Genomic DNA, 23,603 nt, shown 5'->3' with positions numbered 1-23,603 from the left:
ACGCTGTGAAGGTGCCTGCACCGCTCCCGCTGACCGATCGAGCCGTCGCGTGCGCCGATGGGCGTCCCGATGCCGAGGCCCTCTTCGCGCATCTGTTCGGCGACGCCCGGGAGGCGTTCTGGCTGGATGCCGGTGTCGACCCGCGGAGCGGGTGGAGCCTGATCGGCACGGGCGTCGTCGAGACCGACCCGGTCGCTGTGCGCTCGATCGATCTCAGCGCGCCGGCGGAGGCATCCCGAATCCCCTTCCTCGGCGGCTGGGTCGGATGGCTGCCGTACGAGCACGGGGCTGCGGCCAGCGGCGCGCCCGTCGCCGAGAGCGAGGCGGCCCCGACGTGGATCGCCGTCACCCGCGCCGTCGCGGTCGACCACGCCACCGGCGATCTGCACGCCCTCGCCGCCGCGGCGGACATCGATTCCTGGGTCGCGGCCGTGCGTGAGGCGGTCGCCGCACCACACCCGGCCCCGGCGCCTCCGGCGACCGGGGCGCGGACCGCAGCTGCCCGTCACGGGGTCGTCGAGTACACCGCCCTGGTCGAGGAGTGCAGATCGGCGATCCAGCGCGGAGACGCCTATCAGCTGTGCCTCACCACGCGCTTCACCGCTGCGCGTCCAGACGACCCGTTCACCGTGTACCGGCGGCTCAGGGCTGCGACGCCCGCGCATCACGGCGGATATCTGCGCACCGGCGACCAGCACGTGCTCAGCGCCAGCCCCGAGCAGTTCCTGGCGACGGGCGGCGGACGAGCCTCGACGAGCCCGATCAAGGGCACACGTCCGCGCGGCGTGACGCCCGAGCTCGACGCGCGGCTCGCCGAGGAGCTGCGCACGGACGTCAAGGAGCGTGCGGAGAACGTCATGATCGTCGACCTGATGCGCAACGACCTGTCGCACATCGGGGTGCCGGGCACGGTCGAGGTCGAGAGGCTGTGGGACGTGGAGACCTACCCCGCGGTGCACCAGCTGGTCAGCACCGTGAGCGTGCGGCTGCGAGACGGGGTCACCTTCGGCGACCTGTGCGACGCCGCCTTCCCCGCCGGCAGCATGACCGGCGCGCCGAAGCTGTCGGCGATGACGATCCTGCACCGGCTCGAGAGGGCGCCGCGCGGCATCTACTCCGGATGCTTCGGGCATGTGGGGCTCGACGGGCGCGTCGACCTCGCGATGGTGATCCGGACGATCGTGGTCGATGCGCACGGGGCGTACGTCGGCGCCGGAGGCGGGATCACGTGGCTGTCCCGCCCCGACGCCGAGGCGGCCGAGGTCGCGACGAAGGCGAGAGCGCCGCTCGCCGCCCTCGGAGCGACGCTGCCGCAGCCCTGGCGCGAGCTGCTGCCGGTTTCCTGACCGCACGCCGCTCGCGATACCCTGGAAGGGCCCGATTTCCGGGCTGTTCCGCATCGTCAGATTGGCCGTCCCTTGACCGAGCACGCGTCCCACGCCGAGTCCCCTGAAGTGATGTCCGCGCACGACATCCAGCTCAAGTGGCAGGAGTACTGGGCTGAGAACGAGACCTTCGTGGCCGGCGGCGAAGACGACGAGCGGCCTCGCAAGTACATCCTCGGCATGTTCCCGTATCCCTCGGGCGACCTGCACATGGGGCACGCGATCAACTACCTGTATCCCGACATCGTCGCGCGCTACTGGCGCCACCGCGGGCACAACGTGCTCAACCCGATCGGCTGGGACTCGTTCGGCCTGCCCGCCGAGAACGCCGCGATCAAGCGCGGCGCCGACCCTCGCGAGTGGACCTACCGGAACATCGACCAGCACAAGGCCGGCTTCCGCGGCTACGGCATGTCGTACGACTGGTCGCGTGTGCTGCACACCTCCGACCCCGAGTACTACCGCTGGAACCAGTGGCTGTTCCTGAAGCTGTACGAGCGGGGGCTGGCCTACCGCAAGAAGAGCGCGGTCAACTGGTGCCCGAACGATCAGACCGTGCTCGCGAACGAGCAGGTCGTCGACGGCCGCTGCGAGCGCTGCGGTGCCGAGGTCGTGAAGAAGAAGCTCACGCAGTGGTACTTCAAGATCACCGAGTACGCCGATCGGCTGCTCGACGACCTCGACACCCTCGAGGGGCACTGGCCGCACAAGGTGCTGCAGATGCAGCGCAACTGGATCGGCCGCTCCACCGGCGCCGACGTCGACTTCGTCATCGAGGGGCGCGACGAGCCGGTCACTGTCTTCACCACACGTCCTGACACGCTGCACGGCGCGACCTTCTTCGTGATCGCCCCCGACTCGGATCTGGCTGCGGAGCTGGCGTCCGGATCGTCGTCCGAGGTGCGCATGCGCTTCCAGGACTATCTGGAGGGCGTGCAGAAGGAGAGCGAGATCGAGCGCCAGTCGACCGATCGGCCGAAGACAGGCGTCTTCCTCGAGCGCTACGCGGTCAACCCCGTCAACGGCGAGCGGATGCCGATCTGGGCCGCCGACTACGTGCTGGCCGACTACGGTCACGGCGCGGTCATGGCTGTGCCCGCGCACGACCAGCGCGACCTCGACTTCGCCCGGGCCTTCGACCTGCCGATCCGCGTCGTGCTCGACACGACTGTCGCCGGCGGCGCGAACGAGGGTGAGGACCTGGCAGAGCTCGACCCGGCTGTCACCGGCGCCGCGCTGGTGGGCAACGGCCGGATGACCGGCTCCGGCGACCTCGACGGTCTGGAGAAGAGCGAGGCGATCGCCCGCACGATCGAGGTGCTGAGCGAAGCAGGCACCGGCCGCGCCGCGAAGAACTACCGGCTGCGCGACTGGCTGATCTCGCGCCAGCGCTTCTGGGGCACCCCGATCCCGATGCTGCACCTCGACGACGGAAGCGTCGTGCCCGTGCCCGAGGACCGTCTGCCCGTGAAGCTGCCCGGCGTCGAGGGGCTCGACCTGCGTCCTAAGGGCTCATCGCCGCTGGGTGCGGCCGAATCATGGGTGCGCACGGTCGACCCCGCGTCGGGCGAGCCTGCGCTGCGCGACGCCGACACCATGGACACCTTCGTCGACAGCTCGTGGTACTTCCTGCGCTTCCTGTCGCCGAACAGTTCAGAGTTCGCATTCGACCCGGAGCAGGCCAGGCGCTGGGCTCCCGTCGACGGCTACTTCGGCGGCGTGGAGCACGCGATCCTGCACCTGCTGTATGCGCGCTTCATCACCAAGGTGCTGTTCGACCTCGGCCTGATCGACTTCGAGGAGCCGTTCTCCAACCTGGTCAACCAGGGCATGGTCATCATGGACGGCGCGAAGATGTCGAAGAGCAAGGGAAACCTCGTCGAGCTGTCAGATCTGCTCGGCCGGTACGGCGCAGACGCCCTTCGTCTAGGCCTGGCCTTCGCGGGCCCCGTCGAGGACGACAAGGAGTGGAACGGCGTCTCGCTGTCGGGAGCGCAGAAATTCCTCTCCCGCGCGCTGCGCGTCGCGGATGAGGTGGCGAGCGCGCCCGGCACGGCTCCGGATGCCGGTGACGCCGCCCTGCGCCGCATCACCCACCGACTGCTGGCGGACGCCCCCACGCTCGTCGAGCAGACGAAGTTCAACGTCGTGGTCGCGCGTCTGATGGAGCTGGTGAACGGCATCCGCAAGACGATCGACACGGGCGCAGGGTCGACCGACCCTGCCGTGCGCGAGGCCGCCGAGACCGTCGCCATGATCGTCGAGCTGATCGCTCCGCACACGGGCGAGGAGATGTGGGCACGTCTCGGCCACCAGCCGTCGGTGAGCGCCGTGCAGTGGCCCGAGGCCGATCCTGCTCTGCTCGTGGAGGACACGGTCACCACCGCGGTGCAGGTGAACGGCAAGGTGCGCGCGACCCTCGAGGTCGCAGCCGACATCTCCGACGCCGACCTGGAGGCCGCGGCCCGCGGCGACGAGAAGGTGCAGCGAGCACTGGAGGGCAAGGAGATCGTGCGCGTCATCGTGCGCGCGCCGAAGATCGTCAACTTCGCCGTCAAGGGCTGATCCGGCCGCACGCGCTCTGCACAGGGCAGGGTTGCGCGCGAGTTGTGCACAGACGCCGGGATCCGCCTCGGGTGCGATGCCGCACGCGGCCTAGCGTTGCAGGGTGTCAGCCGACGACCCTGCAGAGCCGGATGCCTCCGCGCGTCCGCGCCTGAGGCTGGGCGTCGGCGCCGCGGTGACGCTCGGCCTGGTGGTGCTCTCGGCCGCGGTCGGCTGGGGCATTCTGAAGGGGCAGGCGGCTCCCGTCGAGAGCATCGCACTTGACGGCGGCAGCGGGCACTCGGCGGAGCGCGACGACACGGCCGTCGCGCCCGACGAGGGGATCTACGTGCACGTGCTCGGCGAGGTCACGACCCCTGGGCTGTACATCGTCGATCCCGACGCACGGCTGGTCGACGCGCTGGCAGCAGCGGGCGGCACCCTCGACACCGCTGACCTTCAGGCGGTGAATCTCGCACGCCCGCTGAGTGACGGCGAGCAGCTCGTCGTGCCGCGCATCGGCGCGGAGCCGGCGACGGGAGGCGCCGTCGCGATCGATGCGGGCGGCCCTGACGCCGACGGAGTGGTGAACCTCAACACCGCAGACGTCACCGCTCTCGAGACCCTGCCGCGGATCGGGCCTGCGCTCGCGCAGCGGATCATCGACTGGCGCGACGAGAACGGACGCTTCCGCTCGGTCGACGACCTGCTGGCCGTGCCGGGGATCGGCGAGAAGCTGCTCGCGGGCGTGCGCGAGAAGGTGCGCGTGTGACGGATATCCGCACGGCCGTGATGGCAGTCGCGCTGTGGGGCATCGCGCTGCTGCTGATCCACCTGCCCGGCCTCGCCGCGCCGGCCGTCTGCATCGGCGTCAGCGTCGCCGTGCTGCTGGTCGTCTTCCGTCGTCGCAGCGCGGGGCTCGTCGTGCTCCTGCTGCTGAGCGGATCGGGACTGGCAGCCGGTGTGGCCGCGGCACAGCCGTCCCGAGACGCCATCGCGTCGGATTCCGGGCACGTGATCGAGGCCGTCGTCGAGGTCAGCTCATCGGCTTCCCGCGGCAGCGACGGGCGTCTGTGGTTCGATGCCGGCACGATCGCGATCGGGCCGCCCGGCCTCGCGCGTGAGGTCTCGGGGCCGGTGCGGGTCGGGATCGATCCGCTGGACGGCGCCGACCTCGGCGCTCTCCTCCGTGTCACGGGACAGGGAAAGCGCACGGATGCCGGTGAACGGGCGGCACTGGTGATTTTCGCCACGCGGGCGGAGGTCGTCTCGCCCGCATCCGGCATCTTCGCCCTCGCGGCGAGCACGCGCGCAGAGTTCGTCGAGCGCGCCGGATCCTTGCCGGAGCCCGGCGCCGGCCTCCTGCCCGGCCTCGCCGTCGGCGACACGCGAGCCGTGCCTGAGGAGGTGAACGCTGCGATGCTGGCGTCCGGCCTGAGCCACCTCACGGCGGTCAGCGGGGCGAACTGCGCGATCGTCGTGGCGGCGGTGTTCTGGATCGTCTCGCTTCTCGGCGGCGGACGCGTCTTGCGAATCGTGCTCGCGCTGCTCGGGCTCGGCGCGTTCGTCGTGCTGGTCACCCCTGAGCCCAGCGTGGTTCGGGCGGCGACGATGGCCGCGCTCGCGATGCTCACCGTGCTGCTCGGGCGCCCGAGTGCGGGGCTGGCGATGCTGTCGCTGGCCGTGTGCGGTCTGCTCGTCGCTGATCCCTGGCTGTCGGCCACGCCGGGATTCGCGCTGTCGGCCGCCGCGACGGCGGCTCTGCTGGTGCTGTCGCGTCCGCTGCTGCGCGGACTCGGCCGGTGGATGCCCGCGCCGCTCGCCCTCGCACTGTCGGTGCCGCTCGCCGCCCAGCTCGTCTGCGGCCCGATCGTCGCGCTGTTCTCGGACACGCAGTCGGTGGTGGGGGTGGTCGCCAACCTCCTCGCCGCCCCCGCCGCCCCCATCGCGACGGTCATCGGCCTGCTGGCCTGCCTCACCTCCTCCGTTCCCGCGGTCGCGGATCTGCTCACCGCCGCTGCGTGGTTGCCCGCCGCGTGGATCCAGACGACCGCGACCGTCACGGCAGCTCTGCCCGGCGCGACGGCATCGGTGCCCGCCGGGCCCGTCGCGGCCCTGCTGGTCGGCGTGCTGAGCGTCGCAGCCGCGCTGGTGCTCGCGCGACCGCGCTCGCGGCGGCTGCGCGGCGCCGCGAGCGCGGTGATCGTCGTCGCGCTGGCCGCTTCGGCGGGCCGGATGCTTCTCGGCGGACCCCTCGCGTCGATGACCACACCCGCGGAATGGTCCATCGCCGCCTGCGACATCGGACAGGGGGACGCGGTGCTCGTCCGATCCGCTGGGCGGACCGCCCTGGTCGACACCGGAGCGGACCCCGACGCCCTCGAGCGATGCCTGGCGCAGACGGGCACAGCGCGGATCGATCTGCTCGTGCTCACCCATTTCGACCTCGATCACGTGGGTGCCGCCACCTCGCTCGCGGGACGAGTGGGGACGGTGCTGCACGGGCCGCCTGCGGAGCCGGCCGATCAGCGCATCCTCGACGAGCTCGCCGTCGGAGGCGCCGAGGTGAGGATCGGCGCCGCAGGAACCCGTGGGTCGCTGGGTTCGGCACGATGGCGGGTGATCTGGCCGCCGCAGGACTCCGCGGCGTTCCCCAGCGGCAACGACGCGAGCCTGGTCGTCGAGATCGCCGGAGCGGGAGTGCCTCGGATGCTCATGCTCGGCGACCTCGCGGCCGTTCCGCAGCGTCAGCTGCTGTCGAGCGGTCAGATCGGAGGCGACTACGCGGTGGTGAAGGTCGCCCATCACGGCAGCCGTGATCAGGAGCCCGCGCTGTATGAGCAGGTCGGGGCACCTGTGGCGCTGATCAGCGTGGGGGAGGGCAACGACTACGGGCATCCGCGCCGGGAGACGCTCGAGATGCTCGAGGCTGCGGGGTCTCGTGCTCTGCGGACGGATCAGAGCGGTCTCGTGCTGCTGGGCATGAGCGAGGGCAGGCTGGCGGTGTGGACCGAGCGCGCCGAGTGAGCGCCAGAAGGGAACGTCGGCACCCGCCGGTAGGCTGAGAGCATGGCAGCTCCTCGTTCTTCGGCACGCAGCACGGCCGCGAAGGGCGCCAGCATCCCGCAGGTGTCGTGGCGTGAGCCGCGGCCCGCTCCGATCGTTCTCGTCTCCGGCCCCGAGGAGGTGCTGGCCGAGCGGGCGATCGCCGGCGTGCGCGACTACCTGCGCGCCGAAGACCCCGCCCTCGAGGTGAGCGACATCCGCGCCGACGACTACGCCGCCGGCAGTCTGCTGGGCCTCACCTCGCCGTCGCTGTTCGGTGAGCCACGCCTCGTGCGCGTCGCAGGAGTGGAGAAGTGCACGGATGCCTTCCTGCAGGAGGCCGTGCGCTACCTCGACGCGCCTCAGGAGGGGGCGACGGTGATCCTCCGGCACACCGGCGCCACCGTGCGCGGCAAGAAGCTGCTCGACGCCGTGCGCGCCGGCACGGGCGGGGGCATCGAGATCCCCTGCGCCGCCGTCAAGCGCGACTCCGATCGCGTCGACTTCGCCGCCGGCGAGTTCAAGGCCGTGAAGAAGCGCATCCAGCCCACCGCGCTTCGGGCGCTCGTATCGGCTTTCGCCGACGATCTCACCGAACTCGCCGCGGCATGCCAGCAGTTGATCGGCGACGTCGAGGGCGACATCACCGATGACATCATCACCAAGTACTACGGCGGGCGCGTCGAGGTCTCGGCCTTCGTCGTCGCAGACACCGCGATCGCCGGCCGCTACGGAGAGGCGCTCGTGGCTCTTCGCCACGCGCTGGCATCCGGTGCCGACCCGGTTCCGATGGTCGCCGCCTTCGCGATGAAGCTGCGCACCATGGCCCGAGTCGCAGGTCGCCGAGAGCCCAGCCGCCAGCTCGCGCAGCAGCTGGGCATGAAGGACTGGCAGGTCGATCGCGCCCGCAAGGACCTCGCGGGCTGGAACGAGCGCTCGCTCGGCATGGCGATCCAGGCGACTGCCCGCGCCGACGCCGAGGTGAAGGGTGCCGCACGCGACCCGATCTTCGCCCTCGAGCGCATGGTGACCGTGGTCGCCACCCGCGACGCGTTCGTCTCCACCCGCTGACACCGCCCTGCACCAGGAGGTGCACCTGCCGAGGCTGCTCCCGAGCGCACAGCAGAAGGCCCGCCCCGCGAAACGGGACGGGCCTTCAGAGCAGAATGCAGGGGCTCAGAGAGCGGCGACCTGCTTGGCGATGGCCGACTTGCGGTTCTTCGCCTGGTTCTTGTGCACGACGCCCTTGCTGACGGCCTTGTCGAGCTTGACGGAAGCGACCTTGAGGGCGCCCTCTGCGGCCTCCTTGTCGCCGGCTGCGATGGCCTGGCGGGTCTTGCGGACCAGCGTCTTCAGCTCGCTCTTGACGGCGCGGTTGCGCTCCTGAGCCTTCAGGTTGGTCTTGTTGCGCTTGATCTGCGACTTGATGTTTGCCACGTGTGGACACTTTCTGTCTGGATGGGAATCGGATGCTGCCGACGGTAGAGGGGCGTCGCACAGCGGTCGTGAGGGACGAACCCACACGCAAGCCAAGAACCAATACTACCAGCAGTCGGCGCCAGGTGCGGACCCGGCCCCATCCGCGCGTCCGCCCGCGTCGGCGACTCGGGCATCCAGAACAGCCGTCGCCAGCCGCAGCACCGCATTGAAGACCGACGGTCGCATGGCGGTGACCAGATGCGAGGCGCGAGGGACGACGATCAGCTCCGCGTGCGGGGCGAGGCGCTGGAACAGCGCCTCGTGAACGCGCAGCTGGTCGAACTGCCCGTTCACGAACCACAGCGGCACCCGGATCCGCGACAGCGCAGTCTCGAGGTCGAGGGCCGCGAGGCTGCTCAAAGCGGCGTCCTGCGCGTCGAACGCGTACCCTCCCGCAGCGAAATCGCCGCGCGTGTCCACCGGCAGCGTCGCGGCGAGCACGCGATCGGTGAGCCATCGCCCGCGCCCGGGGAGCGAGTTCATCGCTCCCGCGAGCACACGATATGCGCGCAGCGCCGCGCCGCGGGGAAGAGCAGTGCACGAGACGGCGACCATGCCGTCGATCGGCGGTCGATCCTCGCCGCCCGCGTACGCGAGTGAGAGCAGCCCACCCATCGAATGGCCGACGAGGAGCACGGGCCCGTGCTCGGCGGCAGCTCGCACCGCCGCGTCGATGGTGTGCAGCGCCTCATGCAGGGTGAAGTCCTCGTCCATCCGCGTGCCGTGTGCGGGGAGATCGACCGCAGTGGCCGGGATGCCGTTCTCGGCCAGCCAGGCGAGCTGCGAGCGCCACATCGTCGCCGACGTGCGGATGCCGTGCACGAGGACGGCCTGGACGCTCACCCCTTCAGCATATGAAGAAAGCGGGGCCGGTGGACGAACCACCGACCCCGCTCGTGGATCACTGCGCGTCAGCGCAGGGATCCATCAGATCACTTCTCGAAACCCACGTTCTCCACCGGCTGGATGCCGAAGAGGTCGAGGCCCACGTAGGGCTCGGGGGTCAGGTTGGCGAGACCCTCCTTGACGGTCCAGATCTCAGGGCCGTTGAAGGCGGGGAGCAGGCCCCACGTCTGCGACATGATCTCGGCCTCCATCTCCATGGCCTTCTTGGTCTGCTCGACCGGGTCGGAGATGGTCTCGAGCTCCTCGTGGATCATCTTGTCGATCTCCGGCGTCTGGGTGCCGGTGAGGTTCAGGCTGTCGCCCTGGCAGTACAGCTGGCAGAACCACGCCGCGCCGAACGGGTCGGACGAGGTGAAGTTCAGGAAGAAGATGTCGCCGTTCTGAGTGTTGTAGTCCTCAGCGAAGTCAGCGGACGGACGCATGTCCACCTCGACCTCGACGCCGACCTTCTTCAGCTGCGCCTGCACGGCGAGCGAACGAGCCTTGGCGGTCTCGGTGTCGCTGTGCACGGGGAAGACGAGCTTCAGCCGCTCGCCGTCCTTCTCGCGGATCCCGTCGTCACCTGCGACCCAGCCGGCCTCGTCGAGGAGCTTGGCAGCGCCCTCGGTGTCGCCGTCCTTGCGGCCGGCCTTCTCGAGCGAGTTGGAGTAGTTCGGCTGGAACGAGAACAGCGTGAGCGAGCCCGCGGGGTCCTCGGTGTAGTTCAGGCCGTTGAAGACGATCTTCTTGACCTCTTCGAGGTTGATCGCCGACATGACGGCCTTGCGCACCTCGAGGTCCTCGAGGACGGGCGACTTGGCGTTCAGCGTGAACAGCGCGTTGGCGGTGGCCTGACCCTTGTAGGTCTTCACACCCTCGAGGTCCTCGACCTGCGCCAGCAGCTCGGCGGAGCCGGTCTCGGCCATGTCGACCTCGCCGTTGCGCAGCGCGTTGACGGCGGCGGTCGGCTCCATCTGGATGAAGCTCACCTCGTCGAGCAGCGGCTTCTCGCCCCACCACTTGTCGTTCGGGACCAGGGTGACGACGCCACCGGTCTTGTCGAACTCTCCCACGGTGTAGGGGCCGGCGGCCCACTCGGGGTGCCAGTCGCCCAGGAATGCCGTGTTGAACAGCTCAGGCGTGTTGACGGCCGGGTGCAGCAGCTGCGAGTAGACCATCTCGGGCCAGGCGAACTCGCCCTTGAAGGTGACGATGACGTCGCGGTCGTTCTCGCCGGCCTCGACGGACTCGATCTCCTTCCAGCCATCGGTGGAGTTCGGCTGGTACTCCTCGTTCGTGCCGTTCTGAGCCTCCCAGGTGGCCTTGAACGCGGTCACGTCGATCGGGGTGCCGTCGTTCCAGACCGCCTTCTCGTTGACCTTGAAGTGCAGGACGGTCTTGCCGTCCTCCACGCCGAACGAGTACTCGTCGAGGTAGGCGTCGTTCTTGTAGACGGTGCCGTCCGGCTTCATCAGCAGGATCTGCGGGCGGAACCACGTGCCGACCTGCGTGACGCGAGCGTCTCCGTCGCCGTGGAAGTAGTTGAGCTGCTCCGCGATGTTCGAGATCGGGATGCGCAGTTCGCCGCCCTGCTTCAGGTTCTCGCGCGGCTGCGGGTTGTAGTCCGCTCCGGTGACGGTCTGCGGGGCCTCGCCCTCATCGCCGCCGTTGCCGTTGCCGTTTCCGTTGCCCGCGGGTGCACATCCGCTCATGACGAGTGCGAGGGCGCCGCTGAGGGCAGCGATGCCCACCAGCTTCTGATGCCGTTTCATGGTACTCCTTAGTGCCTGTCGGCCTTTCTTGGGATAGGGGCAGACTAACTCCGCCCCTGGAACGCGGATCGACCGCACAGCCGTTTCGTTATCGGACTGTGCACAATCTCGCGAGTCAGGATGCAGCGACCGCGTCGAACCCGTCGACGGGAAGGATGATGCGCTCGCGCGTGCGCTCGATGTCGGGATCCGGGATCGGGATCGCCGACAGCAGGGCCTTCGTGTACGGGTGCTGCGGGTCGTCGAACACCTGGTCGACGTCGCCCTGCTCCACGAACGCGCCCTTGTACATCACGGCGACGCGATCGGCGATGTGTCTGATCACCGCGAGGTCATGGGCGACGAAGAGGTACGACAGACCGAGCTTGGCCTTCAGCTCGTCGAGCAGGTTGATGACGCCTGCCTGGATCGACACGTCGAGCGCCGACACGGGCTCGTCGAGCACGACGATCTTCGGATTGGTCGACAGGGCGCGGGCGATGCCGATGCGCTGACGCTGGCCGCCCGAGAACGCCTGGGGGAACCGGTCGACGTGGGCGGGATCGAGTCCGACGAGCCCCATCAGCTCCTCGACGCGGTCGAAGACCTCGGCCTTGGGCATCCCGATCGCGAGCATCGGCTCGGCGATGATGTCCCACACCGTCATGCGCGGATCGAGTGCGCCCATGGGGTCCTGGAACACGATCTGCAGATCGCGGCGCAGCTTGCGCTCCTGCGAGCGGTTCCTGATCTCGGACACGCTGGTGCCGGTGATCCGGATGTCGCCGTCCTCCTGCTTCACCAGATCCATGATCTGCAGCAGGGTGGTCGTCTTGCCGCTGCCGGACTCGCCGACGATCGCCAGGGTCTCGCCTTCGCGGATGTCGAAGCTGATGCCCTTGACGGCCTGCACCTCGCCGACCTTGCGCTTGAGGAACGAGCCCTTCATCAGCGGGAACGACTTCTTCAGGTTGATCGCCTCGAGAGTGATCGGCCGCTCCTCACGAGGGATGCGCGTGAGCGTGCTCTCGGGGATGACAGGAACGGGGTAGACGGGCAGGCCGCCGATCATGCCCTGATCGTCGATCTCGTGCGCGCGGATGCACGCCACCGTGTGCGGTGCGTCGCCGTCGGTGCCGATCGGCATGAGGTCGGGCTCCCGCTCGCGGCAGGCGTCGATCGCGATCGGGCAGCGTGCGGCGAAGGGGCATGCGTCGGGCAGGTCGATCAGGAGCGGCGGGTTGCCCTTGATCGGGATCAGCGGCACCTTCTCGCTCTTGTCGACGCGGGGGATGGCGCCCAGCAGGCCGATCGAGTACGGCATGCGGGTGCGGTAGAACAGCTCGCGCACCGGGGCGTGCTCGACGGGCTTGCCCGCGTACATCACCAGCACGTCGTCGGCCGTCTTGGCGACCACGCCCATGTCGTGCGTGATCATGATCATGGCGGCGCCGGTCTCGTCCTGCGCCTTGTCCATGAGCTCCAGGATCTGCGCCTGGATGGTGACGTCGAGGGCCGTGGTCGGCTCGTCGGCGATGATGAGCTTCGGGTTGTTGGCCATCGCGATCGCGATCACGACGCGCTGGCGCATGCCGCCCGAGAACTCGTGCGGGAACGACTTCATGCGCCGCTCGGCCTCGGGGATGCCGACGAGGTTCAGCAGCTCGACGGCGCGCGTCCACGCGGCCTTCTTCGACAGGCTGCGGTGCACCGTGAGCGCCTCGATCAGCTGGTCGCCGATCGTGAACACGGGCGTCAGCGAGGTGAGCGGGTCCTGGAAGACCATCGCCATGCCGTTACCGCGGATGACCGAGAGCTGCTTGTCGGACTTGCCGATCAGCTCCTGACCGTCGAACACGATCGATCCGGTGACCTTGGCGTTCTCGTCGAGCAGGCCCATGATCGCGAGCGATGTGACCGACTTGCCCGAACCGGACTCGCCGACGATGCTGAGCGTCTTGCCTGCTTCGAGGTCGAACGAGACGCCGCGCACGGCGTCGACGCGACCCGCCTCGGACGCGAAGCTGACCCGGAGGTCGCGAACGGAAAGAACAGTACTCATGCGCGACCTCCAGCCGCCGAGGTCGGGTCGAGGGCGTCACGCAGGCCGTCGGCGATGAGCGCCATCGACACGGTGAGCAGCGTCAGCGCCGCAGCGGGGAAGTAGAACAGCCACGGGGCGCTCACCAGGGTGCTCGAGCCGTAGCCGATCAGCGCACCCAGCGACACGTCGGGCAGCTTCACGCCGAAGCCGAGGAACGACAGCGCCGTCTCGGTCACGACGGCGTTGACGACGCCGATCGTGAAGTTGATCACCAGCAGCGAGCCGATGTTGGGCAGCATGTGCCGCAGCACGATCTTGATGCCGGAGATGCCGGCATAGCGGGCGGCGTGGATGTACTCCCGCTCGCGGATCGACAGCGACAGCGTCCAGATGATCCGCGCCGGCATGAACCAGCCCACGACGAAGATCATCACCAGCGAGATGACGATCCAGTTGCCGCCTGCGTCGTTCGAGATCATCGCGAGGATGAGGAAGTTGGGGATCACCATCATGAAGTGGATCACCGTGAGCATGATCCGCTCGTAGGGTCCGCCGAAGTAGGCGGCGGTGGCGCCGATGATCGCCGACAGCGCGGTGGTTCCGATGGAGACCACCGCAGCGATCATCATCGAGCGCTGCAGCCCGGTCGCGACCTGATAGAAGTTGTCGTTGCCCGAGCCGTTCGTGCCGAACCAGTGCGTCGCGTCCGGCGGCGTGCGCAGCGCCAGGAAGTCGAGGTCGTCGGGGCCGTAGGGCGAGACAAGCGGTCCGATGACCGAGAAGAGCACGAGCAGAACGAGCACGACGACGCCGATCACGGCACCGCGGTTGCGCATGAACCGTCGCGTGTAGAGCGACAGCATCGACGTGCGCTTGCGCGTCTTCTGCGTCGCCTCGGCAGGGGGATTCGTGGTGATGGAGGACATCAGCTCACCCGCACTCTCGGATCGAGGATGACGACCATGGCATCGGCGAGGATGGCGCCGATGGCGGTCATGAGGGCACCGAACGCGGCGACGGCGACCGTGCCGTGCACGTCGTTCGTGTTCAGCGTCGTGATGAAGTAGCTGCCCATGCCGCGCCAGTTGAAGATCGTCTCGGTGATGACCGCTCCGGTGAAGACCAGCGGGATCGTGAAGGCGACCTGGGTGGTCACGGGGATGAGGGAGGTGCGCAGCGCGTGCCTGCGGATCGCCTGCTGCTTGGTGAGGCCCTTCGCGCGTGCGGTGCGCACGTAGTCGGCCTTGATGTTGTCGAGCAGCAGCGAGCGCTGGAGGAAGTGGATCTGCGCGTAGCCGACGATGACGAGGCCGATGGTGGGAAGCGCGAGATGCTGCAGCGCGTCTATGAGTATCGGGAAGAAGCCCTCGACGCCCTTGCTGGATGAGCCGACCACGTAGAACACGGTGGTGCCGACCCAGTTGTTGAAGCCGATCGCGAGCAGCACGAGGCCGAAGCCGGCGACGACCGTCGGGATGTTCATCGTCACGATGCTGGTCGCCTGGCCGATGCGGTCGGCCAGCTTGTACTGACGGGAGGCCGTGTACACGCCGAGCGCGATGCCGATCACGGTGGTGAGGATCGTCGCGCCGAGCACGAGCTCGGCACTGACCCAGACGCGGTAGGCGACCTGCTCGTTGACCGACTCGCCGGTGGGCCCGAGGCCCCAGTCCCAATGGAGGACGATGTTCGTGAGCCAGGTCCACCACCGCTCGATGAGCGGGACGTTCTCGCTGAGGTTGCGTGGTCGGAGCAGACCGTCGATCTGCTCGGGCGACATGGGCGGGCGGCGCTGGGAGTAGTTGTTCTCGGGGTCGAGATACAGCCACGCGAGGAAGTAGGTGATGTTCGTCGCGATGACGATCATGAGCACCCACCCGGTGAGGCGGCGCAGCAGATACTTGATCAAGGTGTTGATTCTTTCTCTTTTACAGACGCGCGCGGGATCCGCCGACGCAGCGCTGGGTCGGGATGCATTCAAGCACACACACCGGGTAGAGCGAACGCCGTCAGACACGGGCTGGTCCGTGACGGAGTCTTGTCACCGACGGCATCCAGTGCCATCAGGGCAACTTCGCGAGACTATCACCGGTCGGCGCGAATGGGTGATCGCCCCGGCGGAACGTAGACTTGCCTGAACCCTCTCGGACGCACCAAGGACCACATGTCACCCCGCGCTCTCACCCCGCTGTCGCCTGCGGCGACGCCCGCCACGCAGATCCGCAACTTCTGCATCATCGCCCACATCGATCACGGCAAGTCGACGCTGGCCGATCGCATGCTGCAGGTCACCGGGTCGGTGGCGGAGCGCGACATGCGCGCGCAGTACCTCGACCGCATGGACATCGAGCGCGAGCGCGGCATCACCATCAAGAGCCAGGCGGTGCGGATGCCGTGGGCATCCGGCGGCGAGACGTTCGCCCTCAACATGATCGACACCCCCGGGCACGTCGACTTCACCTATGAGGTGTCGCGCTCGCTCGCGGCCTGCGAGGGGGCCATCCTGCTCGTCGACGCGGCGCAGGGGATCGAGGCGCAGACCCTCGCCAACCTCTACCTCGCGCTCGAGAACGATCTGCACATCATCCCGGTGCTGAACAAGATCGACCTGCCTGCGGCAGATCCCGAGAAGTTCGCGAAGGAGCTCGCCGATCTGATCGGAGGCGACCCCGAGGACGTTCTTCGCGTCTCGGGCAAGACGGGCGTCGGCGTCGAGGAGCTGCTCGACCGGATCGTGCAGGACATCCCGGCCCCGGTCGGAAATCCCGATGCCCCTGCGCGTGCCATGATCTTCGACTCGGTCTACGACTCGTACCGCGGCGTCGTGACCTATGTGCGCATGGTCGACGGACAGCTGAACCCGCGCGAGCGCATCCAGATGATGTCGACGAAGGCGACGCACGACCTGCTCGAGATCGGCGTGTCCAGCCCCGAGCCGATCCCGTCGAAGGGCCTCGGCGTCGGCGAGGTGGGATACCTGATCACCGGCGTGAAGGATGTGCGCCAGTCGAAGGTCGGAGACACCGTCACGACCGCGCGCGGCCCCGCAACGGAAGCCCTCGCCGGATACACGGACCCGAAGCCGATGGTGTTCTCGGGGATCTACCCCATCGACGGCAGCGACTACGCCGAGCTGCGCGAGGCGCTGGACAAGCTGAAGCTCTCGGACGCGTCGCTGCAGTACGAGCCCGAGACGTCCGTCGCGCTGGGCTTCGGCTTCCGCTGCGGCTTCCTCGGCCTGCTGCACCTCGAGATCATCACCGAGCGGCTCTCCCGCGAGTTCGGGCTCGACCTCATCACGACCGCCCCGAGCGTGATCTACGAGGTCATTACCGACACAGGCGAGAAGGTCGTCGTCACCAACCCGAGCGAGTACCCGGATGGACGCGTCGGGTCGGTCTCTGAGCCCATGGTGAAGACCGCGATCCTGCTGCCCAAGGACTACGTCGGCACCGTCATGGAGCTCTGCCAGTCGCGCCGCGGCGCACTGCTCGGCATGGAGTACTTCTCCGAGGAGCGCGTCGAGCTGCGCTATCGGATGCCGCTCGGCGAGATCGTCTTCGACTTCTTCGATCAGCTGAAGTCCAAGACGCAGGGGTACGCGAGCCTGGACTACGAGCCGGACGGTCAGCAGGAGGGCGACCTGGTCAAGGTCGACGTGCTGCTGCAGGGCGACAAGGTCGACGCCTTCAGTGCCATCGTGCACCGCGACAAGGCCTACGCGTACGGCACGCTGATGACCGAGCGGCTGCGCAAGCTCATCCCTCGGCAGAACTTCGAAGTGCCGATCCAGGCGGCGATCGGCGCGCGGATCATCGCCCGCGAGACCATCCGCGCACTCCGCAAGGACGTGCTCGCCAAGTGCTACGGCGGTGACATCAGCCGCAAGCGCAAGCTGCTCGAGAAGCAGAAGGAGGGCAAGAAGCGCATGAAGATGGTCGGCCGCGTCGAGGTGCCCCAGGAGGCGTTCATCGCCGCGCTGTCGGGCGACGTCGAGGGCAAGGACAAGAAGTAGCCTGCCGCGAACGCGGTGTCGTTCGGATTCTGTTCAGACAGGTCGCCTAGGCTGGAGATCATGCGGCGCGGGACTTTCCGAGAAGGCACGGTGGACTATGCCGCGGTTGGCGCGACCCACGCACCCGACCTGATGCAGTACCCGCCCGAGCGCAGCATCCCCGCAGAGGCGTCATGGCGCCTGGGCAGCGGCGAGGATCGCTTCCGCACGGCCGGTGAGTCGCTGCTGTCGTGGACGGCGCAGCGCGCCGCGGGGCTCGAGCTGCGCGATGTGCGTCCGGCCGCGGGCTCCGCGTACACCGGCGTGAGCTTCGATGCCGAGGGCACGCCGATAGCGCCGAACCGCACGCAGGTCGAGCAGCGTTTCGCCGCCGACGGCATGCCCTTCGTCGCACCCGGCATGACGCTCAAGCTGCACGGACGTGTCAGCGGCATGCGGGCGGATGCCGAGCTGCGTGTGATCTCGGTGACCGAGGAGCGTCGCCGGATCGGGTTCGTGCTCGGCACCGTCGGAGGATCCGTGGTGAGCGGCGAGGAGTCCTTCGACATCGAGTGGCGCGAGGACACCGACGAGGTGTGGTTCACCGTGCGTGCGTTCGACGCGCCGGTCGCGCTGCTGTACCGCCTCCCCGGCATGGTGCGCCGCCGCCGCCGGGAGCTCTTCGCGCTGTACCTGCGCGCCATCTCGCCGCTGTACGCGACCCCGATCTGATGGCGGGTGCGCTTCCGCTGGGCGATCCGGCGCCCGCCGACGGACGCCTGCCCGCCGACCTCGTCGTCGACGCATCGGCGCCGTTCTCGGCCTACCTGCATGTGCCGTTCTGCCGGGTGCGCTGCGGCTACTGCGACTTCAACACCTACACCGCGACCGAGCTGCGCGGCGCCACGCAGGACGAGTACGCCGACACGCTGATCCGCGAGATCGCGCTCGCGCGCGATGTCCTCGGCGAAGCCGACGGCATCCGCCCGCTCGACACCGTGTTCTTCGGCGGCGGGACACCCACTCTGCTGCCCGCCGGCGACCTGGCGCGGATGCTCTCCGCGGCGACGTCGGCGTTCGGCATCCGCGATGACGCCGAGGTGACGGTCGAGGCCAACCCCGACACCGTCACGCCTGAGGTCGTCCGCACGCTGGTGGACGCCGGTGTCACGCGCCTCTCGATCGGGATGCAGTCGGCGGTGCCGCACGTGCTCGCCGCGCTCGACCGCACGCATCGACCCGAGAACGTCCGCACCGCGGTCGACGCCGCGCGCGGGGGCGGCCTCGACGTCAGCGTCGATCTCATCTACGGCGCACCGGGGGAGTCGCTCGCCGACTGGCAGGAGTCGCTCGACGCTGCACTCGCGCTCGAGCCCGACCACATCTCCGCATACGCGCTGATCATCGAGGACGGCACCAAGCTCGCCAGGCAGATCCGCCGCGGTGAGGTCCCTGCGCCCGACGACGATCTGCAGGCCGACATGTACGAAGCCGCCGATCAGCGGCTGGGGGGTGCAGGGTTCGACTGGTACGAGGTGAGCAACTGGGCTCGTGCCGACGGTGCCGATCATCGCTCGCGGCACAACATGGCCTATTGGCGCGGCTCGGACTGGTGGGGCTTCGGACCAGGGGCGCACAGCCACGTGGCCGGCCTCCGATGGTGGAATGTCAAGCATCCGGCCGCGTACGCGCAGCGGCTCGCACTCGGCGAATCGCCGGCTGCAGGGCGCGAGCGGCCCGACCTCGAGGCGCGCACGCTCGAACGGGTGCTCCTGCAGAGCCGCCTCGCAGAGGGGCTGCCGATCGACGGCATCGCCGAGAACCGGCGCGACCGGGTCGCGGAGCTCATCTCCGACGGACTCGTCGACGCCGCCGCCGCGCTGCGGGAGCACCGCGTGCGCCTCACCCTGCGCGGTCGCCTGCTCGCCGATGCCGTCGTGCGCGCGCTCACAGACTGAGGCGGTACGCCGAGCGCGTTCGGCCGGGTGGCGGGACGGTCAGCCGGGGAGCAGATCGAGTCCCTCGATCCGCCGCTGCGGTTCGGTGCTGCTCTCGGCGTCGAAGATCCGGGTCATGCGGTTCGTCCCGTACGGCGCCCAGCCAGGATCACCCGTCTTGATGAATGCGATCCATGCGTCGCGCATCTCGGCGGCGAGCTGCCGCGGTGCATCGGTTCCCGCCATCCGCCTCGCGTCGTCGGAGTCGAGCTGGTCGAACACGAACCCGAGCTCGAGGGCATGCGCGGCGCGCAGGTCGCGAACCGGACTGCGCCACGCGAACTCGTAGACGAAGGTGGAGGCCCCACGGCGTCTCGCGACCCGGGTGAGCGGCCCACGCAGCAGCAGGTCGGTCGCGACCTGGCCGAAGATCTCACCGGTCGACGCGCCGGGGAACTGCGAACGGTAGGCGCGTATCGCGCGGCGGGGGATGCGCAGCGCCAGGCGAGCAAGAAGCAGCTTCGCCTCGGTGATCTCGGCGAGCTGCTCGGGGGTGAACCAGAGGCGGTACTCGTCGGTGTTGCTGCCGATCAGCAGCGGCACGTCGAGATCGCCAAGCACGTCGTGCGGCGAGCGGGGGAGGGTCTCGGGGTCGATCGTGAAATGGAAGCCCGGTGCGCCGCCGAGCGGAGACGAGCCGGCGGAGTGGGTGCGTCGGGCCTCGAGCAGCCTCGAGGGCGCCACTGCGGCGAATGCGTCTCGCTCGGGGCGGATGCCGAGAAGCCTGGCCAGCTGCGCGGTGACACGGCCCGACTTCTTGCGGGGCTGGGCCTGCAGCGGCCCGGACTGGACGATCGCGCGCGCGATCATCGCCCGTGATGTCTCGACGGCGAGCAGACCCGCCACCAGTGCGCCGCCCGCCGACTCGCCCATGATCGTGATGCTCGCCGGATCGCCGCCGAACGAGCCGATCTCGCGGTGCACCCACTGCAGCGCTGCGACGGCGTCCAGGAGCCCGAGGTTGGTCGGCGCCCCCTCCAGCACCGAGAAGCCCTCGGAGCCCACCCGGTAGTTGATCGATGCGAAGACGATGCCGGCGCGAGCGAACACCGAGCCGTCGTAGAGCGGGATCGCCGCCGTGCCGCGCTCCAGCGCGCCGCCGTGAAGCCAGAGCACCACGGGCGCCGCTTCGGCATCGGACGGTGCCCACACATTGACGGTCAGGACGTCATCGCCGTCGATGATCACCGAGCCGAGCAGATCGCCGATCGGACCGGAGTACGGCAGCTGGGGTGACGTGGGGCCGAACGAGTCGGCGGGCCGGACGTCGTCCCACACGGCGACCGGCTGCGGTTCGCGGAAGCGGTTCGGTCCGAAAGGCGCAGCGGCGTAGGGGATGCCGAGGAAGCGGTGCACGCCGTCGTGCACGGAGCCGCGCACGACGCCGGCGGTGAGGTGGGCTGTGGGGGCTGCGCTCATGGGCGACAGCATAGGGTCTCCCCGTCATCCGCTGAGGTGGGCCCGACCCGGGGTAGGATTGGCACTCTAGAGGCACGAGTGCCAGAGCAGCGGGTTCGGAGGGATGATGGTCACACAGCGAGGCCTGGAGGTCCTCCGCGCGATCGTGCAGGACTACGTCGCCACCCACGAGCCCGTCGGCAGCAAGTCGATCGTCGAGCGGCACGCGTTCGGCGTGTCGGCTGCGACCATCCGCAACGACATGGCGCAGCTCGAGGACGAAGAGCTCATCACCGCTCCGCACACCTCCTCGGGGCGGGTGCCGACCGACAAGGGCTACCGCGTCTTCGTGAACCACCTGGCGCAGCTGCGCCCGCTGTCGGCACCGCAGCGCACCGCGATCGAGTCGTTCCTCGCCGCGCCCAGCGATCTCGACGATCTGATGGCGCGCACCGTGCGGGTGCTCACCCAGCTCACCGGTCAGGTCGCGCTCGCGCAGTACCCCTCGTTCGCGCGCGCGAGCATCACCCATGTCGAGCTCGTCGCGCTCGCACCGAACCGCATGCTCGTCGTGCTCGTCACCGATGCCGGCGGCGTCTCGCAGCGCATCTCTCCTCTGCCCATCGACATCGAAGACGCCGATCTGGCCGTGCTGCGCGCACAGCTGGCGGCACTGATCACCGGCCGCGCGGTGGGCGAGGCGTCGGAGCGCATCGCATCGACCCTCGAACTGCAGACCGGATCCAGACTGCAGCCTGCTCTCGCCTCGCTCGCGGCCGTGATCGCCGAGGAGCTGGCCGAGTTCAGGCAGGAGCGGCTGGTGATGGCGGGCGCTGCGACCCTCGCCAGACGCGAGCAGGACTTCCGCGGCAGCATCCATCCTCTGCTCGAGGCGATCGAGGAGCAGGTGACCCTGCTTCGCCTGATGAGCGAGATGGTGACAGACGAGCACGGCCTCGCCACGAGCATCGGCACCGAGAACGCCCCGTTCGGACTCGGAGAGGCGTCGATCGTGGCGAGCAACTACGCGGCCCCCGGCGGCACGGCGAGGGTCGGTGTGATGGGGCCGACCCGAATGGACTATCCGAGCAATCTCGCGGCGGCGCGGGCCGTTGCCCGCTACCTGTCGCGGATGCTCGAAGAGGACGAGGCCGCCCGCTGACGCGGACGGCCATGCACACGAACGCACACGAAGAAAGGTGACCGTGGCGGATCATTACGAGGTCCTCGGGGTGTCGAGAGACGCCTCTCAGGACGAGATCAAGAAGGCATACCGCAAGCTCGCACGGCAGCTGCACCCTGACGTGAACCCGGGCGAGGACGCGGCCGAGCGGTTCAAGCTCGTCACGCACGCCTACGACGTGCTCAGCGACGAGGACTCCCGCCGTCGCTACGACATGGGCGGCGACCAGAACGGCGGCTTCGGAGGGTTCGGCGGCTTCGGCGACATCTTCGAGACGTTCTTCGGCGCGGCCGGCGGTGGCCGCTCGGCCCGCCCTCGCTCGCGCCGCGAGCGGGGCCAGGACGCCCTGGTGCGCATCAACCTCGAGCTGGGCGACGTCGTCTTCGGCGTGCACCGCGACATCGAGGTCGACACCGCGGTGCTCTGCGAGACCTGCCAGGGCTCGTGCTGCCAGCCCGGCACGTCTCCGGTGACCTGCGACGTCTGCGGCGGCAGCGGCCACGTGCAGCGCCAGGTGCGGAGCCTCCTCGGCAACGTCGTCACCACGCAGCCCTGCGGCAGCTGCGAGGGATACGGCACGGTCATCCCCAATCCGTGCGGATCGTGTGCAGGACAGGGCAGGGTGCGCTCGCGTCGCACCGTCGCACTCGACATCCCCGCCGGCGTCGAGACCGGGCTGCGCCTCCAGCTCCCCGGCTCGGGCGAGGTCGGCCGCGCCGGTGGCCCCAACGGCGACCTGTACGTCGAGGTCTCGGTCGCGCCGCACCCCGTGTTCAGCCGCGACGGCGACGACCTGCTCGCGACGCTCGAGGTGTCGATGACGGATGCCATCCTCGGCACCACGACGAGCATCGAGGGGCTCGACGGCACGGTCGATCTCGAGCTGCGCGCGGGAGTGCAATCCGGCGACGTGCTCACGATCGGCGGACGGGGCATCACCCCGCTGCGCGGATCGCAGCGCGGCGATCTGCGCGTCGGCGTGCAGGTGGTCACCCCGACGAAGCTCGACGGGGCGCAGCGCAAGCTCATCGAGGAGTTCGCGAAGAAGGCCAAGGCTCCGTCGCCGCGGCTGGCCCAGTTCCAGCAGGGCCTCTTCTCGAAGCTGCGTGACCGTTTCCGCAGCCACTGACCGACCCGCCAGCCGATCGGAGCACCATGGCCCTGCACTTCGTCGTACCCGATTGCACTGATGCCGCTGTCGGCGAACTCGTGCGGCTGACCGGCGCGGAGGCGAAGCATGCCTCGGTGGTGCGCCGCGTGCGCGTCGGCGAGACGGTGACCATCGGCGACGGGCGCGGCGTCTGGCTCGAAGGCGCTGCGGAGGACGTCTCGGCGTCGCAGGTCACGGTGCGGATCACCGAGCGTCACGTGAAGGACGCGCCCGAGACACGCATCGTCCTCGTGCAGGCGCTGGCCAAGGGCGATCGCGATGAGATGGCGGTGCAGGCGGCGTGCGAGCTCGGCATCGACGAGATCGTGCCGTGGCAGGCCGCGCGCAGCGTGTCGCGCTGGGAAGGGCCGAAAGCGGCCAAGGGCAGGGAGCGCTGGGCGACGATCGTGCGGGAGGCCGCCAAGCAGGCGCACCGTGCCTGGGTGCCCGATGTCGCACCGGTGCACTCCACTGTGCAGCTCGCGGAGCGTGCGGCCGACGCCAGGCTGCTCGTGCTCGATCCGTGGACCCAGACGCCGCTCACCGGCATCCGTCCCGACGGCCGAGACATCGTGCTCGTGGTCGGACCCGAGGGCGGGATCTCGCCGGACGAGCTCGAACGACTGGAGAAGGCGGGCGCCGAGCGGGTGCGCCTGGGCGACACCGTGCTTCGCACCTCGACCGCCGGACCTGCCGCGATCGCCGTGCTCTCGTCCAACCTCGGCCGCTGGTGAATAGACTTGCAGGC

At 69.2% G+C, this 23,603-nt stretch carries 18 protein-coding genes; 11 read left to right on the top strand and 7 right to left on the bottom strand.

All coding sequences use genetic code 11. The features are described 5' to 3' along the window. Positions 1 to 11 precede the first annotated feature (11 nt). From FVO59_RS15230 to holA, 5 genes are all read left to right on the top strand, one after another. A complete protein-coding gene (locus tag FVO59_RS15230) occupies positions 12 to 1,346 on the top strand; it encodes an anthranilate synthase component I family protein (protein ID WP_259363294.1) in 1,335 nt (444 codons plus the stop codon). Between the two features lie 111 nt (positions 1,347 to 1,457). Then, positions 1,458 to 3,950, top strand: a complete 2,493-nt coding sequence (gene leuS / locus FVO59_RS15225) for a leucine--tRNA ligase (protein WP_182253383.1) — start codon at positions 1,458 to 1,460, stop codon at positions 3,948 to 3,950. 103 nt (positions 3,951 to 4,053) lie between these two features. Continuing rightward, a complete protein-coding gene (locus tag FVO59_RS15220) occupies positions 4,054 to 4,701 on the top strand; it encodes a ComEA family DNA-binding protein (RefSeq protein ID WP_182253382.1) in 648 nt (215 codons plus the stop codon). Further along, a complete protein-coding gene (locus FVO59_RS15215) occupies positions 4,698 to 6,956 on the top strand; it encodes a ComEC/Rec2 family competence protein (protein ID WP_259363292.1) in 2,259 nt (752 codons plus the stop codon). Before FVO59_RS15220 ends, FVO59_RS15215 begins: the two co-directional genes overlap by 4 nt. Positions 6,957 to 6,998: 42 nt before the next feature. Continuing rightward, on the top strand, positions 6,999 to 8,045 hold the full coding sequence (holA, locus tag FVO59_RS15210; RefSeq protein WP_182253381.1) for a DNA polymerase III subunit delta: 1,047 nt from the start codon (positions 6,999 to 7,001) through the stop codon (positions 8,043 to 8,045). Positions 8,046 to 8,150: 105 nt separating this feature from the next. On the opposite strand, the gene rpsT is transcribed toward holA, so the two are convergent. The 6 genes from rpsT to FVO59_RS15180 form a co-directional block, all read right to left on the bottom strand. Continuing rightward, the gene (gene rpsT, locus FVO59_RS15205) at positions 8,151 to 8,411 is read right to left on the bottom strand and encodes a 30S ribosomal protein S20 (RefSeq protein WP_182253380.1); all 261 of its coding nucleotides are present in this window, start codon (positions 8,409 to 8,411) and stop codon (positions 8,151 to 8,153) included. A gap of 105 nt (positions 8,412 to 8,516) precedes the next feature. After that, positions 8,517 to 9,296: an alpha/beta fold hydrolase gene (locus FVO59_RS15200; protein ID WP_182253379.1), complete on the bottom strand. Its 780-nt coding sequence runs from the start codon at positions 9,294 to 9,296 to the stop codon at positions 8,517 to 8,519. An 89-nt stretch (positions 9,297 to 9,385) separates the two neighbouring features. Next, positions 9,386 to 11,110 carry an ABC transporter family substrate-binding protein gene (locus tag FVO59_RS15195; protein ID WP_182253378.1) on the bottom strand — a complete coding sequence of 575 codons (1,725 nt, stop codon included), beginning with the start codon at positions 11,108 to 11,110 and terminating at the stop codon, positions 9,386 to 9,388. 115 nt (positions 11,111 to 11,225) lie between these two features. Then, on the bottom strand, positions 11,226 to 13,151 hold the full coding sequence (locus tag FVO59_RS15190; RefSeq protein WP_182253377.1) for an ABC transporter ATP-binding protein: 1,926 nt from the start codon (positions 13,149 to 13,151) through the stop codon (positions 11,226 to 11,228). Then, positions 13,148 to 14,059: an ABC transporter permease gene (locus tag FVO59_RS15185; protein ID WP_182253376.1), complete on the bottom strand. Its 912-nt coding sequence runs from the start codon at positions 14,057 to 14,059 to the stop codon at positions 13,148 to 13,150. The genes FVO59_RS15190 and FVO59_RS15185 overlap by 4 nt, the downstream gene beginning before the upstream one ends. Next, entirely contained in the window at positions 14,059 to 15,042 is a 984-nt protein-coding gene (locus FVO59_RS15180; protein WP_182253375.1) for an ABC transporter permease, read from the bottom strand. Before FVO59_RS15180 ends, FVO59_RS15185 begins: the two co-directional genes overlap by 1 nt. Before the next feature lie 255 nt (positions 15,043 to 15,297). Between FVO59_RS15180 and lepA the strand changes: the two genes are divergently transcribed. The 3 genes from lepA to hemW are packed head-to-tail and all read left to right on the top strand — an operon-like array spanning position 15,298 to position 19,085. Then, positions 15,298 to 17,148: a translation elongation factor 4 gene (lepA, locus tag FVO59_RS15175; protein ID WP_182253374.1), complete on the top strand. Its 1,851-nt coding sequence runs from the start codon at positions 15,298 to 15,300 to the stop codon at positions 17,146 to 17,148. 60 nt (positions 17,149 to 17,208) lie between these two features. Beyond that, positions 17,209 to 17,859, top strand: a complete 651-nt coding sequence (locus FVO59_RS15170; RefSeq protein ID WP_182253373.1) for a DUF1990 domain-containing protein — start codon at positions 17,209 to 17,211, stop codon at positions 17,857 to 17,859. Next, on the top strand, positions 17,859 to 19,085 hold the full coding sequence (hemW, locus tag FVO59_RS15165; protein WP_182253372.1) for a radical SAM family heme chaperone HemW: 1,227 nt from the start codon (positions 17,859 to 17,861) through the stop codon (positions 19,083 to 19,085). Before FVO59_RS15170 ends, hemW begins: the two co-directional genes overlap by 1 nt. 39 nt (positions 19,086 to 19,124) lie before the next feature. Here hemW and FVO59_RS15160 read toward each other — a convergent pair whose 3' ends face one another. Then, complete coding sequence (locus tag FVO59_RS15160; RefSeq protein ID WP_259363290.1) at positions 19,125 to 20,543, bottom strand: carboxylesterase/lipase family protein; 1,419 nt, start codon at positions 20,541 to 20,543, stop codon at positions 19,125 to 19,127. A 106-nt stretch (positions 20,544 to 20,649) separates the two neighbouring features. On the opposite strand from FVO59_RS15160, the gene hrcA reads away from it, so the two are divergent. Genes hrcA through FVO59_RS15145 form a run of 3 tightly spaced genes read left to right on the top strand, consistent with a single transcriptional unit; the run spans position 20,650 to position 23,589 of the window. Then, positions 20,650 to 21,684, top strand: a complete 1,035-nt coding sequence (gene hrcA, locus FVO59_RS15155; RefSeq protein ID WP_182253370.1) for a heat-inducible transcriptional repressor HrcA — start codon at positions 20,650 to 20,652, stop codon at positions 21,682 to 21,684. A 43-nt stretch (positions 21,685 to 21,727) separates the two neighbouring features. Beyond that, positions 21,728 to 22,834, top strand: a complete 1,107-nt coding sequence (locus FVO59_RS15150; RefSeq protein WP_182253369.1) for a molecular chaperone DnaJ — start codon at positions 21,728 to 21,730, stop codon at positions 22,832 to 22,834. Positions 22,835 to 22,860: 26 nt separating this feature from the next. After that, the gene (locus FVO59_RS15145; protein ID WP_182253368.1) at positions 22,861 to 23,589 is read left to right on the top strand and encodes a 16S rRNA (uracil(1498)-N(3))-methyltransferase; all 729 of its coding nucleotides are present in this window, start codon (positions 22,861 to 22,863) and stop codon (positions 23,587 to 23,589) included. Positions 23,590 to 23,603 lie beyond the last annotated feature (14 nt).

This window comes from Microbacterium esteraromaticum (genome assembly GCF_014084045.1).
GTDB lineage: Bacteria > Actinomycetota > Actinomycetes > Actinomycetales > Microbacteriaceae > Microbacterium > Microbacterium esteraromaticum_D.
The sequence above is the reverse complement of the archived record's forward strand: the minus strand, read 5'-3'. Positions and strand labels throughout refer to the sequence as shown.

Excerpts from the sequence above, each read along its gene's own strand:
- FVO59_RS15185 (WP_182253376.1), bottom strand. The coding sequence starts at position 14,059 with ATGTCCTCCATCACCACGAATCCCCCTGCCGAGGCGACGCAGAAGACG.
- lepA (WP_182253374.1), top strand. The coding sequence starts at position 15,298 with ATGTCACCCCGCGCTCTCACCCCGCTGTCGCCTGCGGCGACGCCCGCC.
- FVO59_RS15195 (WP_182253378.1), bottom strand. The coding sequence starts at position 11,110 with ATGAAACGGCATCAGAAGCTGGTGGGCATCGCTGCCCTCAGCGGCGCC.
- holA (WP_182253381.1), top strand. The coding sequence starts at position 6,999 with ATGGCAGCTCCTCGTTCTTCGGCACGCAGCACGGCCGCGAAGGGCGCC.
- hemW (WP_182253372.1), top strand. The coding sequence starts at position 17,859 with ATGGCGGGTGCGCTTCCGCTGGGCGATCCGGCGCCCGCCGACGGACGC.
- leuS (WP_182253383.1), top strand. The coding sequence starts at position 1,458 with ATGTCCGCGCACGACATCCAGCTCAAGTGGCAGGAGTACTGGGCTGAG.
- FVO59_RS15160 (WP_259363290.1), bottom strand. The coding sequence starts at position 20,543 with ATGAGCGCAGCCCCCACAGCCCACCTCACCGCCGGCGTCGTGCGCGGC.
- FVO59_RS15170 (WP_182253373.1), top strand. The coding sequence starts at position 17,209 with ATGCGGCGCGGGACTTTCCGAGAAGGCACGGTGGACTATGCCGCGGTT.
- hrcA (WP_182253370.1), top strand. The coding sequence starts at position 20,650 with ATGGTCACACAGCGAGGCCTGGAGGTCCTCCGCGCGATCGTGCAGGAC.
- FVO59_RS15145 (WP_182253368.1), top strand. The coding sequence starts at position 22,861 with ATGGCCCTGCACTTCGTCGTACCCGATTGCACTGATGCCGCTGTCGGC.
- FVO59_RS15190 (WP_182253377.1), bottom strand. The coding sequence starts at position 13,151 with ATGAGTACTGTTCTTTCCGTTCGCGACCTCCGGGTCAGCTTCGCGTCC.